General features: G+C 69.9%; 16 protein-coding genes. 8 read left to right on the plus strand and 8 right to left on the minus strand.

The features are described 5' to 3' along the window. Positions 1–14 precede the first annotated feature (14 nt). The 4 genes from ACBJ59_RS28985 to ACBJ59_RS29000 are packed head-to-tail and all read right to left on the minus strand — an operon-like array spanning position 15 to position 3,696. On the minus strand, positions 15–464 hold the full coding sequence (locus ACBJ59_RS28985) for a response regulator (protein ID WP_375113374.1): 450 nt from the start codon (positions 462–464) through the stop codon (positions 15–17). Continuing rightward, entirely contained in the window at positions 461–1,603 is a 1,143-nt protein-coding gene (locus ACBJ59_RS28990; RefSeq protein ID WP_375113375.1) for an ATP-binding protein, read from the minus strand. Before ACBJ59_RS28990 ends, ACBJ59_RS28985 begins: the two co-directional genes overlap by 4 nt. Then, positions 1,600–2,736 carry a PP2C family protein-serine/threonine phosphatase gene (locus ACBJ59_RS28995; protein ID WP_375113376.1) on the minus strand — a complete coding sequence of 379 codons (1,137 nt, stop codon included), beginning with the start codon at positions 2,734–2,736 and terminating at the stop codon, positions 1,600–1,602. The genes ACBJ59_RS28990 and ACBJ59_RS28995 overlap by 4 nt, the downstream gene beginning before the upstream one ends. 30 nt (positions 2,737–2,766) lie before the next feature. Next, positions 2,767–3,696, minus strand: a complete 930-nt coding sequence (locus tag ACBJ59_RS29000; RefSeq protein ID WP_375113377.1) for a LysR family transcriptional regulator — start codon at positions 3,694–3,696, stop codon at positions 2,767–2,769. A gap of 133 nt (positions 3,697–3,829) precedes the next feature. On the opposite strand from ACBJ59_RS29000, the gene ACBJ59_RS29005 reads away from it, so the two are divergent. From ACBJ59_RS29005 to ACBJ59_RS29015, 3 genes are read left to right on the plus strand one after another with little or no spacing between them, the layout of a single operon-like run. Further along, positions 3,830–4,588, plus strand: coding sequence for a succinate dehydrogenase cytochrome b subunit (locus ACBJ59_RS29005; RefSeq protein ID WP_364118834.1), 759 nt, complete (start codon positions 3,830–3,832; stop codon positions 4,586–4,588). After that, positions 4,585–6,510 (plus strand): fumarate reductase/succinate dehydrogenase flavoprotein subunit, encoded by a 1,926-nt coding sequence (locus ACBJ59_RS29010; RefSeq protein WP_375113378.1) that lies wholly within the window; start codon positions 4,585–4,587, stop codon positions 6,508–6,510. The genes ACBJ59_RS29005 and ACBJ59_RS29010 overlap by 4 nt, the downstream gene beginning before the upstream one ends. Next, positions 6,507–7,247, plus strand: coding sequence for a succinate dehydrogenase/fumarate reductase iron-sulfur subunit (locus ACBJ59_RS29015; RefSeq protein WP_375113379.1), 741 nt, complete (start codon positions 6,507–6,509; stop codon positions 7,245–7,247). The genes ACBJ59_RS29010 and ACBJ59_RS29015 overlap by 4 nt, the downstream gene beginning before the upstream one ends. A 113-nt stretch (positions 7,248–7,360) precedes the next feature. On the opposite strand, the gene ACBJ59_RS29020 is transcribed toward ACBJ59_RS29015, so the two are convergent. Continuing rightward, positions 7,361–7,888: an NUDIX domain-containing protein gene (locus ACBJ59_RS29020; RefSeq protein WP_375113380.1), complete on the minus strand. Its 528-nt coding sequence runs from the start codon at positions 7,886–7,888 to the stop codon at positions 7,361–7,363. Between the two features lie 354 nt (positions 7,889–8,242). Here ACBJ59_RS29020 and ACBJ59_RS29025 point away from each other — a divergent pair, with 354 nt between their 5' ends. The 3 genes from ACBJ59_RS29025 to ACBJ59_RS29035 all read left to right on the plus strand — a co-directional run bounded on the left by ACBJ59_RS29025 (position 8,243) and on the right by ACBJ59_RS29035 (position 11,577). Next, positions 8,243–9,709, plus strand: a complete 1,467-nt coding sequence (locus ACBJ59_RS29025; protein WP_375113381.1) for an ATP-binding protein — start codon at positions 8,243–8,245, stop codon at positions 9,707–9,709. A 72-nt stretch (positions 9,710–9,781) separates the two neighbouring features. After that, positions 9,782–10,399 carry an RNA polymerase sigma factor gene (locus ACBJ59_RS29030; RefSeq protein ID WP_375113382.1) on the plus strand — a complete coding sequence of 206 codons (618 nt, stop codon included), beginning with the start codon at positions 9,782–9,784 and terminating at the stop codon, positions 10,397–10,399. Further along, positions 10,396–11,577, plus strand: coding sequence for a CU044_5270 family protein (locus ACBJ59_RS29035; RefSeq protein WP_375113383.1), 1,182 nt, complete (start codon positions 10,396–10,398; stop codon positions 11,575–11,577). The genes ACBJ59_RS29030 and ACBJ59_RS29035 overlap by 4 nt, the downstream gene beginning before the upstream one ends. On the opposite strand, the gene ACBJ59_RS29040 is transcribed toward ACBJ59_RS29035, so the two are convergent. The 3 genes from ACBJ59_RS29040 to ACBJ59_RS29050 all read right to left on the minus strand — a co-directional run bounded on the left by ACBJ59_RS29040 (position 11,578) and on the right by ACBJ59_RS29050 (position 12,939). After that, entirely contained in the window at positions 11,578–11,985 is a 408-nt protein-coding gene (locus ACBJ59_RS29040; protein ID WP_375113384.1) for a hypothetical protein, read from the minus strand. It lies immediately after the preceding gene. Beyond that, complete coding sequence (locus tag ACBJ59_RS29045) at positions 11,982–12,230, minus strand: hypothetical protein (protein WP_375113385.1); 249 nt, start codon at positions 12,228–12,230, stop codon at positions 11,982–11,984. The genes ACBJ59_RS29040 and ACBJ59_RS29045 overlap by 4 nt, the downstream gene beginning before the upstream one ends. Positions 12,231–12,318: 88 nt before the next feature. After that, positions 12,319–12,939, minus strand: coding sequence for a TetR/AcrR family transcriptional regulator (locus tag ACBJ59_RS29050; RefSeq protein ID WP_375113386.1), 621 nt, complete (start codon positions 12,937–12,939; stop codon positions 12,319–12,321). Positions 12,940–13,019: 80 nt separating this feature from the next. Here ACBJ59_RS29050 and ACBJ59_RS29055 point away from each other — a divergent pair, with 80 nt between their 5' ends. After that, positions 13,020–14,441, plus strand: coding sequence for a DHA2 family efflux MFS transporter permease subunit (locus ACBJ59_RS29055; protein WP_375113387.1), 1,422 nt, complete (start codon positions 13,020–13,022; stop codon positions 14,439–14,441). 185 nt (positions 14,442–14,626) lie between these two features. Further along, positions 14,627–15,814 (plus strand): RtcB family protein, encoded by a 1,188-nt coding sequence (locus ACBJ59_RS29060; protein ID WP_375113388.1) that lies wholly within the window; start codon positions 14,627–14,629, stop codon positions 15,812–15,814. Positions 15,815–16,179 lie beyond the last annotated feature (365 nt).

A 16,179-nucleotide genomic window follows, 5' to 3' on the forward strand; every position in this document is an offset into this window, starting at 1 on the left:
GTCACGTACGTGCGTCAGAGGCGCTGCCCCTGGACCGGCAACTTAACCACAGTCACGAAAAAATCATCGATTTGCCGGACAACCCGGATAAATTGCTCAAAATCCACCGGCTTGGACACATAAGCGTTGGCATGGAGCCGGTAGCTGTGGAGGATGTCCTCCTCCGCCTCCGAGGTCGTCAGGATCACCACGGGGATCGTGCGCAACTCCGGGTCGGCCTTCACCTCCCGCAGCACCTCCATGCCGCTCATCCTGGGCAGGTTGAGGTCGAGCAGGATCAGGTCGGGCCGCGGCGCGTCGGCGAAGTCGCCTTCCCGCCGCAGGAACGCCATCGCCTGCTCGCCGTCGTTGACCACGTTGAGCCGGTTTCGCACCTTGTTGTAGTCGAACGCCTCCTTGGTGAGCAAGATGTCCCCCTGGTCGTCCTCCACCAGGAGCACTTCGATCGGTCGCCATCCGTTCATCGTTCGTCTCCCGCCGCGGGTAGCGTCCACCGGAACGTCGAGCCCTGGCCGTCGGTCTCCCCGTCGAGCCACAACTGACCGCCGTGGTATTCGACGATCTTCCGGCAGAGGGCCAGTCCGATGCCGGTCCCCGGGTACACGTCGCGCGGATGGAGGCGCTGAAAGATCAGGAAAATGCGGTCGGCGTACTTGGGCTCGACCCCGATGCCGTTGTCCCTGCAGCTGAACTCCCACATGTCGCCGTCCCGCCTGACCCCGATGTGGATGCGCGGGGGCTCCTCGGAGCGGAACTTGACGGCGTTCTCCACCAGGTTCTGGAAGAGCTGGGTGAGCTGCAGCTCGTTGCCTTTGACCCGGGGCAGGTCGTCCCGGGTGACGGTGGCACCGCTGTCCTCGATCGTGGCCGAGATGTTGTCCAGCGCCCGGTCCAGCGCCGCGCCCGACTCGGTCACGCCCTTCTCGCCGGTGACCCGGCCGACCCTGGAGAAGTCGAGCAGGTCGTTGATCAGCAGCTGCATGCGCTTGGCGCCGTCGACCGCGTAGTGCATGTACTGCCTGGCCCGCTCGTCGAGCTGCGAGCCGTAGCGCTGGTCCAGCATCTGCGTGAAGCTGGCCACCTTGCGCAGCGGCTCCTGGAGGTCGTGGCTGGCCACGTACGCGAACTGCTCCAGCTCCCCGTTCGACCTGCGCAGCTCCTCGGTCTGGTCGGTGGCCAGGCGCCAGGCCGACAGGATGCGGGCGCGCATGGAGTCGATGTGGCTGGACAGCTCGGCCAGCTCCGACGGCCGGTCGACGTGCAGGTCGCGGTCGAAGTCGCCGCCGGCGACCGCGCGCACCTGCTCGGTGAGCTGGTCGATCGGCTTCAGCACGGCGTAGCGCACGATGACCGCCAGCCCGACGGCGCAGCCGAGCAGCAGCGTGAACAGCACGGTCAGGGCCACGATCAGCCGGTCGAGCTGCGAGGCCACCGCCGGCTCCGGGTTGAGCTCGGCGGTCCGGGCGCTCATCACCATGACGACCACGACCCCGGCCACGAAGATGACGCCGGCCAGCGCACCGATCAGCAGGAACCAGCGGGCGACAGGGAGCCTGCCCAGCCCGGTCGGCTCCTTCGGAGGAGGAAGCGGGTGAATGCTCATGCTCTCCTCTTCCTTACCATGACCACGGCGAGATCGTCGCTCAGTGTGCCCACATGCCTGATGAGCCGGTCAAGGTCGATGGCGCCGTGCTCGCGTACCAGATCGAGCAGGCCGTCCACGCCGAGCAGCTCGCTGGGGCCGCCCACGGCCGCCTCGATCAGGCCGTCGGTGTAGAGCATCATCGACCACTCGTCGCCCAGCGGCACGTCGATCACCGACCACTCCGCGTCCGGGAAGATCCCGAGCGGCGGCCCCGACGGCGCGCCGTCCACCACCTGCACGACGCCGTCGCGCACCAGCACGGGCGGCGGGTGCCCGACCACGCGCATCCTGGCGTGCCCCAGGTCGGGGGTGATCGTGGCCGTGCACAGCGTGGTGAAGATCTCGGGAGCCTGGCGCTCGGCGCGCAGCAGGAGGTCGAGCGTGCGCAGCAGCGTGTCGCTCGTCTCGCCCGCCAGCACCAGGGTGCGCCAGGCGATGCGCAGCGCCACCCCGAGCGCGGCCTCGTCGGGGCCGTGCCCGCACACGTCGCCGATCACGAGGTGCACCGAGCCGTCCGGCGTCTGCACGGTGTCGAAGAAGTCGCCGGCCAGCGTGCCGCCGCTGCCGGGGAGGTAGCGGGTCACGTGCTCGATCGACGTCGTACGCAGGAGGGGCTCGGGGAGCAGGGCGCTCTCCAGCCTGGCGGTCTCCTTGGCCGTCAGCTCCGCCTGGACGAGCTTGAGCTGGGCCAGGTCGGCCCGTTTGCGCTCCATGGCGTAGCTGATGGACCTGGCCAGCAGCCGCGCGTCCACGTCGCCCTTGACCAGGTAGTCCTGCGCACCCGACTGCACGGCCGCGAGGGCCACGTGGACGTCCCTGAGCCCGGTGAGGACCAGCACGGCCGTGTGCGGCGCCACCGCCAGCACCGCCTCCAGCGCCTCCAGGCGGCTGGCGTCGGGCAGCGAGAGGTCCACGAGGACGCACTGGATCTGGGAGGTCAGCTTCGCCCTGGCCTCACGCAGGGTCCGGGCCCGGAAGATCTTGGGCGGGGCCTCGGCCTGCTTGAGCAGCTCCTCGACGAGGAAGGCGTCGCCGTCATCGTCCTCGATGAGGAGCAGCGTCAGCGTTTCTGAGAGATTTGCCGTCAACACGCCTCTTCGGGGAGTTGGAGCCGTTGTTGCTCATTCTGCGATGAGCTCTACCCCTTGTGGAAGCGTGCCCTCGTGCCCGGCTTCCACGACGAAGGACAGCAAGGTCTCCCGGAACGCCTGCGCGGCCCTGGTCGGGTCGACGTCCTTGCGGTGGGCCAGCGCGATCGTACGGCTGAGCCCCGGTGGCGCGAGCGGCGTGCCCAGCAGCCCGGGCCGCCCGTCGAGCACCATCGACGGCACCACGGCCACCCCCAGTCCCGCCTCCACGAACCGCAGCACCGCGTCCATCTCCCCGCCCTGCACCGCGAACCTCGGCTCGAACCCCGCCTGCCGGCACGCCGCCAGCGTCGCCTCCCGCAGGTCGTAACCGCGCCTGAACATCACCATCGACCTGCCCCGCAGGTCCTCGATGCGCAGGTAGGGGCCCTTGATCTGCTCGTGCGAGGGCGAGACGACCACGAGGTTCTCGCGCAGGATCTCCTCGGTCACCAGCGAGGGGTCGTCGCTCTGCAGCGGCATGATGATCAGCGACAGGTCGAGCTGGCCCCGGGCCAGCGCCTTGACCAGATCCCGCGAGCCGCCCTCCTCCACCAGCAGCTCGATCCCCGGGTACGCCCGGTGGAAGCGGGCCAGCGCGTCGGCCAGCAGCCCGGCGCAGAGCGAGGGCGTGGCCCCCAGGCGCACCCGGCCGCGGCGCAGCCCGGCGAGCTGGGCCACCTCCTCCCGGGCGGTGTCGGCGTCGGCCAGGATGCGGCGGGCGAGCGGGAGCAGCGCCTCACCGGCGGCCGTCAGCGTGACGTTGCCGCGTGCCCGCGAGAACAGGCGCGCGCCGAGGTCGTCCTCCAGCGCCTTGATCTGCTTGCTGAGCGACGGCTGCGCGACCCGCATGCGCTCGGCCGCCTGGGTGAAGTGCCTGGCCTCCGCGACCGCCAAGAAGTACGCGAGCTGCTGCAACTGCATGTGATTTTCCTCGCACCGGCACGGCGTAAGCCGGTGATAAAGCCGCGCCTACCCACATCATAGCCTGTAGCTATCGAAACCAGGCCCGTCATGACTTGGACGGATCAATGCTGGATACCTAGCGTCTGAAGACGTGACTGCCACGATAGAGCGCGGTGCCGCCACCGCGCCTGTTACCTCCCCCAAGAAGGCTCAGAAGGCCGCACCGCGGAAGAAGCCCGGCGGGTTCCTGACCTCGTCGAACGGCAAGAAAGTCGTCATGGCCGTCACGGGCGCCGTGATGGTGGGCTTCCTCGTCCTTCATATGCTCGGCAACCTCAAGATCTTCTTCGGCCGTGACTCCTTCAACGAGTACGCCCACGCGCTGCGCACGCTGCTGGAGCCGATCGCGCCGTACCGCACCGTGCTGACGATCCTGGAGATCGGCCTCGTGGCCGCGGTCCTCCTGCACATGTGGGCCGCGATCTCGCTGTCCCGCCGCGCGGGCAAGGCCAGGCCCGTGAAGTACGTGGCCAAGAAGTCGCAGGCGAACGGCTACGCCACGCACATCATGCGATGGGGCGGCGTGACCATCGTGCTCTTCGTGGTCTGGCACCTGCTCGACCTGACCTTCGGCGTCGTCAACCCCAAGGGCTTCGACTCCGCCCCCGCCGACCGGATGATCGCCGGGTTCGACGCGTCCCGGTGGTGGGTCACGCTGATCTACTTCGTGGCCGTCGTCATGGTCGGCCTGCACCTGCGGCACGGCATCTGGAGCGCCTTCCAGACGCTCGGCTGGGCCAACCGCAACCGTAACCAGGTCCTTCGCGTGTCGGCCACGCTGGTCTCCGCGGCCCTGGTGATCGGCTTCCTGGCCCCGCCCCTCGCGATCACGTTCGGAGTTGTCAAGTGAAGTACACCGAAGGCCCCGAGATCCAGGACACCAAGGCTCCGGCCGGTCCGATCGAGGAGCGCTGGGAAAAGCGCAAGTTCGCCGCCAAGCTGGTCAACCCGGCGAACAAGCGCAAGCTCAACGTGATCGTGGTGGGCACGGGCCTGGCGGGCGGTTCTGCCGCCGCGACGCTGGGCGAGCTGGGCTACAACGTCAAGTCGTTCTGCTACCAGGACACGCCGCGCCGGGCGCACTCCATCGCCGCGCAGGGCGGGATCAACGCCGCCAAGAACTACCGCGGCGACGGCGACAGCATCTACCGCCTCTTCTACGACACCGTGAAGGGCGGCGACTTCCGCGCCCGCGAGTCGAACGTCTACCGCCTCGCCCAGGTCTCGGTGAACATCATCGACCAGGCCGTGGCGCAGGGCGTGCCGTTCGCCCGGGAGTACGGCGGCCTGCTGGACACGCGCTCGTTCGGCGGCGCCCAGGTCTCGCGTACGTTCTACGCCCGCGGCCAGACGGGCCAGCAACTCCTGCTGGGGGCGTACCAGGCGCTGGAGCGGCAGATCGCGGCCGGGACCGTGGAGATGCACACCCGGCACGAGATGCTCGACCTGATCATCTCCGACGGGCGGGCGCGCGGCGTCATCGTGCGCGACATGGTGACCGGCGAGATCGAGCGCCACCTGGCCGACGCCGTGGTGCTGGCCACCGGTGGCTACGGCAACGTGTTCTTCCTGTCCACGAACGCCAAGGGCTGCAACACGACGGCCATCTGGCGGGCCCACGAGCGCGGGGCGTACTTCGCCAACCCCTGCTACACGCAGATCCACCCGACGTGCATCCCGGTGTCGGGCGAGTACCAGTCGAAGCTCACGCTCATGTCCGAGTCGCTGCGCAACGACGGCCGCGTCTGGGTGCCGCTGCGCAAGAACGACGACCGCGCCCCCGGGGACATCCCGGAGGAGGAGCGCGACTACTACCTGGAGCGGATCTACCCGGCCTTCGGCAACCTGGTGCCCCGCGACATCGCCTCCCGCGCCGCCAAGAACGTCTGCGACGAGGGCCGCGGCGTGGGCCCCGGCGGGCTCGGGGTCTACCTCGACTTCCGGGACGCCATCAACCGCCTCGGCCGCGACGCCGTGGAGAAGAAGTACGGCAACCTGTTCGAGATGTACGAGCGCATCACGGGCGAGAACCCGTACGACGTACCGATGCGCATCTACCCCGCCGTCCACTACACGATGGGCGGGCTGTGGGTGGACTACGACCTGCAGTCCACGATCCCCGGCCTGTTCGTCATCGGTGAGGCCAACTTCTCCGACCACGGCGCCAACCGCCTCGGCGCGTCGGCGCTGATGCAGGGTCTGGCCGACGGATATTTCGTGCTTCCGACCACCCTCGGCGACTACCTGGCCGCCGGTCCCTTCGGCGACGTGGACGAGGAGGCCGTGGCCCAGGCCGAGATCAAGGTCCGCAACAAGATCGACCGCCTCCTGTCCGTGAACGGCACCCGCACGCCCGACTCCTTCCACCGCGAGCTGGGCAAGCTCATGTGGGACTACTGCGGCATGGAGCGCACCGAGGAGTCGCTGCGCAAGGCGCTGGAGCGCATCCCCGAGCTGCGCGCGGAGTTCTGGGAGAACGTCAAGGTGAGCGGCACCGCGGAGGAGCTCAACCAGGTCCTGGAGAAGGCCGGCCGCGTCGCCGACTTCTTCGACCTGGCCGAGCTCATGTGCCTGGACGCCCTGGTCCGTACCGAGTCCTGCGGCGGCCACTTCCGCGCCGAGTCCCAGGACTCCGACGGCGAGGCGCTGCGCGACGACGAGAACTTCGCGCACGTCTCGGCGTGGGAGTACGGCGGCGAGAACGGGCCGGTGCTGCACAAGGAAGCGCTCGAGTACGAGTACGTCAAGATGACCCAGCGGAGCTACAAGTGAACTTGACCCTGCGCGTTTGGCGGCAGAGCGGCCCCTCGGACGCGGGACGCATGGTGACGTACAAGGTGGAGGACGTCTCCCCGGACATGTCCTTCCTGGAGATGCTGGACGTCCTCAACGAGCGGCTCATCCTGGACGGCGACGACCCGATCGCCTTCGACCACGACTGCCGCGAGGGCATCTGCGGCATGTGCGGCATGGTCATCAACGGCGTCGCCCACGGCGAGCAGCGCGCCACCACGACCTGCCAGCTCCACATGCGCCACTTCGAGGACGGCGCCGAGATCACCATCGAGCCGTGGCGCGCGGCCCCGTTCCCGGTCGTCAAGGACCTGGTGGTGGACCGCAGCGCGTTCGACCGCATCATCCAGGCGGGCGGCTTCGTCTCGGTCCCGGCCGGCTCGGCCCCGGACGCCCACAGCGTCCCCGTACGCAAGGAGGACGCGGACGCGGCCTTCGACGCGGCGACGTGCATCGGCTGCGGCGCCTGCGTCGCGGCCTGCCCGAACGGCTCGGCCTCCCTCTTCACCGCCGCCAAGATCACCCACCTGAGCCTGCTACCCCAGGGCCAGCCGGAGCGGCTGTCGCGCGCCAAGGCGATGGTGGACCAGATGGACGCGGAGGGGTTCGGCGGCTGCACGAACACCGGCGAGTGCACGGCGGTGTGCCCGAAGGGGATCCCGCTGGACACGATCGCCCAGATGAACAGCGACTACCTGAAGGCGAACGCCAAGTAGGCAGGTGAGCCGGGGTCTCGGTGGTTCACCGGCCTGGACCCGCCCCGGGCGCGAAGGGCTTCGCCTGTGGAGCGCTTCGCGCGGGGCGGGCCGGGCTGTCGCCCGGCGAACGCTCAGCCCGCCTCACTGAGCAGGTAGAGCAGCGCGTTCATGCTGGTCCCACCCACGATGTCGCGCTTGTCGATCAACCGGCGGATCTCCCTCAGAGAGACCCATTCCACACGCTCCGCCTCCCACGTGTCCGTGGGCGGCCCGATGTGCTGAGCGCTGTCAGCGCGAAAGATGTAGTGCTCGGAGTCGGAGATGCCGTTGTTCGGCTGGGTGTAGAGCAACGGACGCAAGGGCCCGGGCCGCCACCCGGTCTCCTCCTCGACCTCGCGCGCGGCGGCCTCCATCGGCTCCTCACCCTCCTCGACCTTCCCGATCGGGACCTCCCAGCCCCAGGTGTCGGTGATGAAGCGATGCCGCCAGATCAGCAGCACCCGGTTCTGCTCGTCGGTGACGACGGCACCGGCTCCCGGCGCGGTCCGGATGAGCCGGTGATCGAGGTGCCTTCCGTCCGGAAGCTCCACATCCGCCATGCGGACATCCAGCCAGCGATCGGTGTAGAGCGGTTCTTCCGAGTGGACCTGCCAGCGCATGCGGCTGCTCCCTGGGTGGACTCCTGGACCGGCACCACGCTACAAGGTGGGAACTGACCGATCGGCCCAGGCCGGGTGGGGGCTCAAGGGGAGGAAGGCGGCCAGGGCGCCGTTCACCAGACCCAGCCGTCAGAGTTGTCGCCCGTGGAAGGCCGCTCTGACGGATCGAACGGAAGCCCTGACCGCCATCACCCAGCGTGACATTGCCGCTGCCGATGCTAGTGGAGTGCGGAGTGCTGAGGCGACTGGCGTGGCGCGTTGAAACCTAATTAGTATGCTCGGAAACATACAAGTTAGGTGACGCCAGTGCAGAAGCCGCAGCGAGTGTTGTCCCGGGGTGCCGAGTGGGCTGCTTTGACCCAATTCATCCAGCATCCGGACCCGCATCTTCGCCTCGGCGTCGTCTCGGGGCGGCGGCGGGTGGGCAAGAGTTTCCTGCTCCGGGCACTCGCGGAAACCGCCGGCGGGCTCTACGTCTCGGCTGTCGCGGAGGAGGGCGTGGTCGCCGCGCGGCGACGGCTGGCGGCGGAGATCGCCCGATACGCGGGGGTGCCGGGCGAGCTGATCACCGACGCGGGCTGGGAATCTCTCCTCGCGACGGCCATCGAGTTGACGTCCGGCCGTGGCGGGAAGGCGCCGGGGGTCCTCGTCATCGACGAGTTGCCGTACTGGATGGCTCACTCGCCCGAGCTTCCCGGGCTGCTTCAGCTGCTCTATGACCAGTCCCAGGCCGGCCAGGGCGTGCCGGGCGGGCGTGTGATCGTTTGTGGTTCGGCCATGTCGGTGATGAACGAGCTGCTCTCCGGCACCAAGGCCCTGCGCGGCCGGGCTGCGCTCGACCTGCGCCTGCAACCGTTCGATGTGAGGACCACGGCCAGGCATTGGGGGATCGACGACCCGGCCACGGCCCTGCGGGTGCACGCGATCCTCGGCGGTTCTCCCGGCTATCGGAACCTGGCCAATGTCCCGCCCCCGCGGACCGTCGCCGACGTGGACGACTGGGTACCAGGCACCGTCCTGGACCCGAGGCAGGCGCTCTTCTCCGGCAGCGAGGCCGAATACCTGTTGCGGGAGGACCCCAAGTTCACCGGCAGTGCGTTGCACTACGCGATCATCAATGCGGTCGCGAACGGGGCCACCAGTCCGGCGAAGATCGGCGGGCTGCTGGAGCAGCCGCGTACGTCGCTGACACGGCCCATCGACGGGCTGGTGAGCGCCGGATATCTGAGGTACGACACCGACCCCCTGTGGGAGCGGCGCCCGGTGATCACCGTGGTCGATCCCATCGTGCGCTTCCACAATCTGATCACCGTGCCGCAGCGCGATCTCGTGGACACGGGACAGGCGGCGGAGGCGTGGCGGCGTTCGCGGCCGGCCTTTGTCGCGGGCATCCTGGGGCCGCACTTCGAGCTCTGCGCCAGGGAATGGCTCCGGGGGCAGGCTGATCCGACTCTCCGGGGGAACGCGGGCATGGTCACGGCAACCGTGGTCAACGACAGGAAGGGGCAGGCCAAGCACGAGATCGACGTCGTCGCCCTGGACAAGAGGGCGGGGCGGGCGGTCATCAGCGTCATCGGCGAGGCCAAGGCGACGGTCACCCGGCGGACCATGGCGGATCTCCAGCGACTGGAGCGGCTCAAGGAGCTGCTGGCGGAACACGGGCACGACACGGGGTCGGCCGTACTGGCGCTGTTCTCGACGGAAGGTTTCCAGACGGACCTCCTCGACGCGGCGCGGCGGAGGGGAGACGTGCTGCTGATGGATCTGCCGTCACTGGTCGGTGGGGAAGAACCGGTGGCAGTGCCACGAAATTTCGGTTGATGCGTAACAACAGGAGGGCTCGGACCACTTCCTGGTGTCAGAAGAACGCATCCCGAACGAAGGGGCTGGGCGGTGACGGATGATGCGCACCGGTTCACCGGCATGTACGACGAATGCCGGCAACGCGTGTGGGCCTACGTGGTCAGTCGCGCGGGGCGGCAGGTCGCGGACGAGGTGGTGAGCGAGACGTTCGCGATCGCCTGGCGGCGGCTGGACGACGTGCCCGAGCCGGCGCTGCCGTGGTTGCTCGGCGTCGCCAGGAACGTGCTGCGTGACAACGTGCGTGCGGAGGTCCGGCGGGAGGCGCTCGCCGCCGAGCTGCGGGCCTGGACCGAGGGGGACGTGGCCGATCAGGTCACCGAGCGACTCGGCGTGCTGCGGGCACTGGCCGCGCTGCCGGAGGACGACCGGGAGATCCTCGTCCTCGTCGCCTGGCACGGACTGTCGCCCAAGGAGGCGGCCCGGGTGATCGGGTGCTCGTCGGCGGCGTACCGGGTGCGGTTGCACCGGGCTCGCAAGCGGCTCAGGCAGGCCATGGAGGCGGTTTCGGATCCGGGGCCGGCGGCTCGGGGACGGCGCGGCGGGCGGCGGCCGGAATCCCCCGGCATGCCCGGAGCGGCCGAACGCGCGAGAGTCGCGGAAACGCCGTCCATGCCCCACGTGCGGAATCTCAGCGAGGAGTGGTCATGAACCCCATCGACGAACTTCGGGCGGCCAGGCCCGCGCATCTCGGTGACCGGCCGGTGGATGAGAGCACCAGGGCCGTGGAGCTGGCGCGCGCCATGTCGGGGTCCAGGGAAGGACGGAGGCGGCGGAAGGCCGTGCGGCCGGCGTGGGGGCTGGGACTGGCGGGGGCGGCGGCCGCCGTGACGGCGGCGGTGGTGGTCGTGTCGGGGAACGGGACCGTGCCGGCGACGCCGCGCGCCCCCGGCGGGCAGGGCGTCGTGGCGAGCGCCGGCCCCAGCGGTACGACGGCGCCCCGGGTGACGTTGTCGGCCCGGGAGGTGCTGCTGGCGGCGGCCGAGAAGGCGGCCCGGCAGGACGAGGGGAGCGGGGCCTACTGGCACAGCGTGTCGGTGAGCAGGAACCTGTACACGGTCGAGGGCGGCGGCTACCTGGTCGTGCAGCGGGACCGCAGCGAGGGGTGGACGCCCAGCGCCACCGGGGGCGAGCAGTGGTCGCGCAGCCAGTCGCTCGGCGCGGAGCCCGCCACCGAGGAGGATCGGAAGGCATGGGAGCGGGCGGGGTCACCGGCCGCGTTCGAGGCGGTCGTACCGGGCAAGGGGCGCGGAACGGCCAAGTACGGCACCATCCCGCTGTCCACCTCTCCGGGGAAGGTCACGACGAGCCACAGCCCGCTGGTGGACGGCGACAAGGTGTTCTGGCTCGGGCGGAACGTGACCATGAAGGACCTCCGGGGGCTCCCGAGCGATCCCCGCAGGCTGAAGAAGTGGCTGATGGCCTCCTACGAGGGGCACGGGACCGAGTCCACCGGCGAGGAGATGTCGGGCGACGCCTGGCTGTTCAGGGTCAGCATGGGGCTGATCATGGACATGCCGGTGACGCCCGAGGTGCGCGGGGCGGCGTTCCGCATGCTGGCCGAGCTCGACGAGGTGAAGGTGACCGAGAACGTGACCGACGCCGAAGGGCGGCAGGGCACGGCCGTGTCCGTGGAGGAGAGCCCGACGGGTGGCGGGGTTTACGAGAACCGGCTGGTCTTCGACGAGGCGACCGGGCAGCCCCTGGCCGGTGAGAACGTGGTGGTGAAGCCGGGCGGGCCGCAGGCCGGGTTCGAGCCGGGCGCGGTCTGGAACTCCACCGTGCTGATCGAGGCCGGATGGACCGACAGCGCCCCGGAGAGCTCCTGATCAGCCGCTCTGGCGGGCCTCGTCGTTGGCGTTCGTCCGGATCTGCTGGATGCGCTGCTTCGTCAGCCCGAGCAGCTCGCCGATGTCCCCGTCGGACAGGCCCAGCTCGTGCATGTGCTTGACCCGCTTCTTCAGCGTCCGGGTGTAGTCCTCGGCGATCGCGGCCGCCTGGCGCTGGAGGGCGGCGAAGTCGTCGAGGTCCTGCTCCGACAGGCCGGGCAGGGCGTAGTGGTAGACCGGCGCGGGCGGCTGGGCGCGGTCGGCGAACAGGAACGGGAGCCCCTCGGCGACGTCGCCGTGCAGCTCCTTGAGCGTACGGGCGGACATGCCGCCGGCCACGCCGTCCACCTTGGCCAGCCACAGGTTGCCGGCCATGGTGACGTGGACGTCAATGCGGTCTGCGGTCATCGATCCTCCAGCCATTCGTCGCCGAACAGGTGAGCGAGCCCCTGTTCGAGGGAGTCCACCAGGTGCGGGGTCTCCCCTGGGTACAGCGGGACGATCGCCCGGGCCGCGACGCGGCCCTCGGCATCCCATAGCAGGAGGAATCGCTGTCGCTTCGTCGTTTCCGCCCAGTCGCAGCGCAAGCCATGGAGGTGGGAGAGCCGGATGATCCGATCACGGATGGCCGCGTAGTCGTCTCGTTCCACCACACCCGGCAGACTATATCCCTTGCCTACCATCGACAAGGGGTCTTGTCGGCGGCATTGCGCCATGCGTGTTCGGTTGGGTGCGGGTTGGTCAGGACACGATCCACGCCCGGGCGAACGTCTCCACGGCGGCGTTCGCCATGGCCCGCAACTCCTCGTCCGCCAGTTGCCGGGTGCCCATCTGGGAGCGGGCCTCCAGGGGGCCGAGGAGTAGGGCCATGAACTGCTCGGCCGCGAGGTCGGGCTCCGTGGTGCGCAGGCGGCCGGCGAGCGCGAGCCGGGCCAGCCGGTCGGCCAGCGCCTGGTTGAGGCGGTCGGGGCCGCTCTCCTTGACGATGTCCAGGATGTCGGGGAAGTGGGTGATCTCCGAGTAGAGGAGCCGGCGCAGCGCGCACGAGCGGCCGTCGGTGTGCAGGCGGAGCAGCGCGTACGCCACCTCCTCCAGCGTGGCGCGCAGGTCGTCGCCGGGGGTGGAGAGCGGCTCCAGGGCGGCGACCCGCTCGTCGAGCGAGGTCCGCGCGGCGGCCTCCATGGCGTGCCTGAACAGGGTGGCCTTGTCGGTCATGTGGTTGTACACCGTCGGCTTCGCCACGCCCGCCTCATGGGCGATGTCCTGCACGCACGCCTGGGCGTAGCCCTGCCGGGCGAACACGGTGAACGCGCCGTCCAAGATCGCCTGCCGCTTGTCGATCCGTCCCCGCATGGTGGTCATGGCTCCGATTGTACTCACGGGTTCAAATGTCTGTACGTCATAGGTTGCGTGCGAACGAAGCGGGCAAATATGTTGAACCCATGAGTTCAGATACTGACGATCGGCTGGATCGGCGGTTGCTGGCCACGATCGCCGTGGTCCTGCTCGGCGGGCTGCTGGGGATCCTCAACAGCACCATGGCCGCCGTCGCCACCGGCACCCTGGCCACGGCCTTCGACACCTCGCTCAGCACCATCGGCTGGGCGTCCACCGGATTCCTGCTCGCCGTGACGGCCACCATCCCGTTCACCACCTGGGCCGTCGACCGGTACGGCGGCAAGCGGCTCTGGGTCGCGGGACTGCTGCTGTTCCTGGCGGGTTCGCTGGCCGCCGGGCTGGCCTGGAACGTCGGCAGCCTGATCGCGTTCCGGGTGGTGCAGGGGGTGGGCGCGGGGCTGCTCGATCCGCTCGTGCTGATCCTGCTCGCCCGCGCCGCCGGGCCCCGGCGGGCCGGCCGGGTGATGGGGCTGATGGGCGTCGTGCTGTCGCTGGGGCCGGTGCTCGGGCCGATCGCGGGCGGGGCGATTCTCGGGGCGCTGACGTGGCGGGCGATGTTCCTGATCAGCGTGGCCGTCGGCGTCGTGGCCCTGGTGCTCGCCCTGCGGGTGATTCCCGCCGACGAGCCCGTCGAGCGGGGATCCGCGCGGCTGGACGTGGTGGGGCTGGCGCTGCTCGGGCCCGGGTTCGCGGCCGTCGTGCTGGCGCTGTCGCAGACGGCCGAGCAGGGGACGCCGGGGGCGTGGCAGGCGATGACGCCGCTCGGGCTGGGGGCCGTGCTGCTGATCGGGTACGCCGTTCACGCGCTGCGCGGCCGCCGTACACCGCTGATCGACCTGCGGTTGTTCCGCAACCGGGGGTTCAGCGCGAGCGTCACCATCATGGGGCTCGGCGGCATGGGCCTGTTCGCCGGGCTGTTCGCGCTGCCGCTGTACTACCAGCAGGCGCACGGGCTCGACGTGCTGGCCGCCGGGCTGCTCATGGCCCCGCTGGGGCTCGGCGGCTCCATCGCCATGCCGCTGGCCGGGCGGCTCTCGGACCGGCTCGGGGCGCGTGGCCTGGCCGCCGGGGGCGCGGTCGTGGCGGTCGTGAGCGTGCTCGCCCTGACGCGGATCGGGCCCGACACGCCGGAGGTGTGGCCGGCGCTGGCGGCGCTCACGTTCGGGCTGGGCAGCGGCTGCTTCAGCGCCCCGACGATGGGCTCCCTCTACCGCACGCTCCCCGGGCCCCTGGTGGCGCAGGGCAGCTCCGTGCTCTACATGCTCAACCAGCTCGGCGCGGCGCTCGGCGTCGCCCTGGTCACGCTCGTCGTGCAGACCGCGGCCGGCGCGATCGGCGGGCTGCGCGGGGTCTTCTGGATCGCCGTCGCCACCAACCTGATCGTCTTGGCCCTCGTCCCGCTGCTGCCCGGCAGGGAGGGGGCGCCGCCGGCCGTACGTGACGAAGAGCTCGTGCGGAACCCCTGAAGACTGGGATCACCGACGGGCCGGTCGACCAGGGCATCGGGCCGAGCGGCTGCACGAGCGCGCGCTGGAGCTGCTCGGCCCGGACACAGGTCCAATACGGGCGGGCTAATTCGGTTGCGGTGGGTATGGGGATTCTGGCGTGATAGATCGCGTTCGGGATGTGACCGGGAGGGAGGCGATACAGGATGACGTACAACGAGGTGACCGGAACCCGGCGGCCCCTGAGGATGTGGGCGGAGCCGGAGGCGGTCGATCCGCAGGCGATGCAGCAGCTTCGCAACGTGGCGAACCTGGAGTGGGTCCACGGTGTCGCCGTCATGCCGGACGTGCACCACGGCAAGGGCGCGACGGTGGGCTCGGTCATCGCGATGAAGGACGCGGTGTCGCCGGCGGCGGTCGGCGTGGACATCGGGTGCGGGATGACGGCCGTGAAGACCTCGTACCAGGCTTCGCGGCTCCCCGACAACCTGGCCTACCTGCGCGGGAAGCTCGAGCAGGCGGTGCCGGTCGGGTTCGGGCACCACAAGCGGCCGGTCGACCCCGGCCAGGTGCAGGGGCTGAACACGGCCGGGTGGGCGGACTTCTGGAAGCGCTTCGAGGACCTGGCGCCGGCCGTGATGGCGCGGCGCGAGCGGGCCGAGGTGCAGATGGGCACGCTCGGCGGGGGCAACCACTTCCTCGAGGTGTGCGCGGACGACGAGGGCTGGGTCTGGGTGGTGCTGCACTCGGGCTCGCGCAACATCGGCAAGGAGCTGGCGGAGCACCACATCGGGGTGGCCCGCGGGCTGGCGCACAACCAGGGGCTGGTGGACCGCGACCTGGCGGTGTTCCTCGGCCGTACGTCGGAGATGGACGCCTACCGGCGCGACCTGTTCTGGGCCCAGGACTACGCGCGGCGCAACCGCGCGCTCATGATGGGCCTGGTGTGCGACGTGCTGCGGCGTCACCTGCCGAACATCGCGTTCGAGCAGCCCATCTCCTGCCACCACAACTACGTGGCCGAGGAGCGGTACGACGGGGTCGACGTGCTGGTCACCCGGAAGGGCGCGATCCGGGCGGGCAGCGGTGAGCTGGGGATCATCCCGGGCTCGATGGCCACCGGCACGTACATCGTCAAGGGCCTGGGCAACAGCGCGGCCTTCAACTCGGCCTCGCACGGCGCGGGGCGGAAGATGAGCAGGAACAAGGCCAAGAAGACGTTCACGGTCAAGGACCTGCAGGAGCAGACCGCGGGTGTGGAGTGCCGCAAGGACCCCGGGGTGATCGACGAGATTCCGGGGGCGTACAAGGACCTGGAGTCCGTGATGGCGGCGCAGCGGGATCTGGTGCAGGTGGTCGCTCACCTGCGGCAGCTCATCTGCATCAAGGGCTGACCAGCTGCCCCTTCCGCACGATCACGCTCGGCCGGGAGGAGTACGGGGGTGCCCGGGCCGCGGTCGAACCCGGCCCGGGTGCCGCCTCCGGCGTCGGACGGTTCACCTGCCTCCTCCGTGCTGAGAGAGCGCTCCCTCAGAAGGGTGAGCCGAGGGACGGGGGAGAGTCAAGACGGGGTGGAATCCGGGGTTTCTTGGGCGCCGGGGAGGGGTGAGGGCGTTTCGTCGTCCTCGCGCGCATCGTGGCCGGTCAGGGCGAACGGCGGGGGTCGAGGAGGCGTTAAGAGAGCGCTCTCTGATGCGTCGAGGAGGTTTCCGGAGGGTTAACCCAGACCTTGACAGAGGTTGGGGACGCGAGCAGTCTC

This window comes from Nonomuraea sp. MTCD27, assembly GCF_041950495.1.
Lineage (GTDB): Bacteria > Actinomycetota > Actinomycetes > Streptosporangiales > Streptosporangiaceae > Nonomuraea.

What these genes read in the sequence shown, in the direction of transcription:
- ACBJ59_RS29040 (WP_375113384.1), bottom strand. Translation starts at nt 11,985, where the DNA reads ATGACCGCAGACCGCATTGACGTCCACGTCACCATGGCCGGCAACCTG.
- ACBJ59_RS29060 (WP_375113388.1), top strand. Translation starts at nt 14,627, where the DNA reads ATGACGTACAACGAGGTGACCGGAACCCGGCGGCCCCTGAGGATGTGG.
- ACBJ59_RS29055 (WP_375113387.1), top strand. Translation starts at nt 13,020, where the DNA reads ATGAGTTCAGATACTGACGATCGGCTGGATCGGCGGTTGCTGGCCACG.
- ACBJ59_RS28990 (WP_375113375.1), bottom strand. Translation starts at nt 1,603, where the DNA reads ATGAGCATTCACCCGCTTCCTCCTCCGAAGGAGCCGACCGGGCTGGGC.
- ACBJ59_RS29050 (WP_375113386.1), bottom strand. Translation starts at nt 12,939, where the DNA reads ATGACCACCATGCGGGGACGGATCGACAAGCGGCAGGCGATCTTGGAC.
- ACBJ59_RS28985 (WP_375113374.1), bottom strand. Translation starts at nt 464, where the DNA reads ATGAACGGATGGCGACCGATCGAAGTGCTCCTGGTGGAGGACGACCAG.
- ACBJ59_RS29035 (WP_375113383.1), top strand. Translation starts at nt 10,396, where the DNA reads ATGAACCCCATCGACGAACTTCGGGCGGCCAGGCCCGCGCATCTCGGT.
- ACBJ59_RS29020 (WP_375113380.1), bottom strand. Translation starts at nt 7,888, where the DNA reads ATGCGCTGGCAGGTCCACTCGGAAGAACCGCTCTACACCGATCGCTGG.
- ACBJ59_RS29000 (WP_375113377.1), bottom strand. Translation starts at nt 3,696, where the DNA reads ATGCAGTTGCAGCAGCTCGCGTACTTCTTGGCGGTCGCGGAGGCCAGG.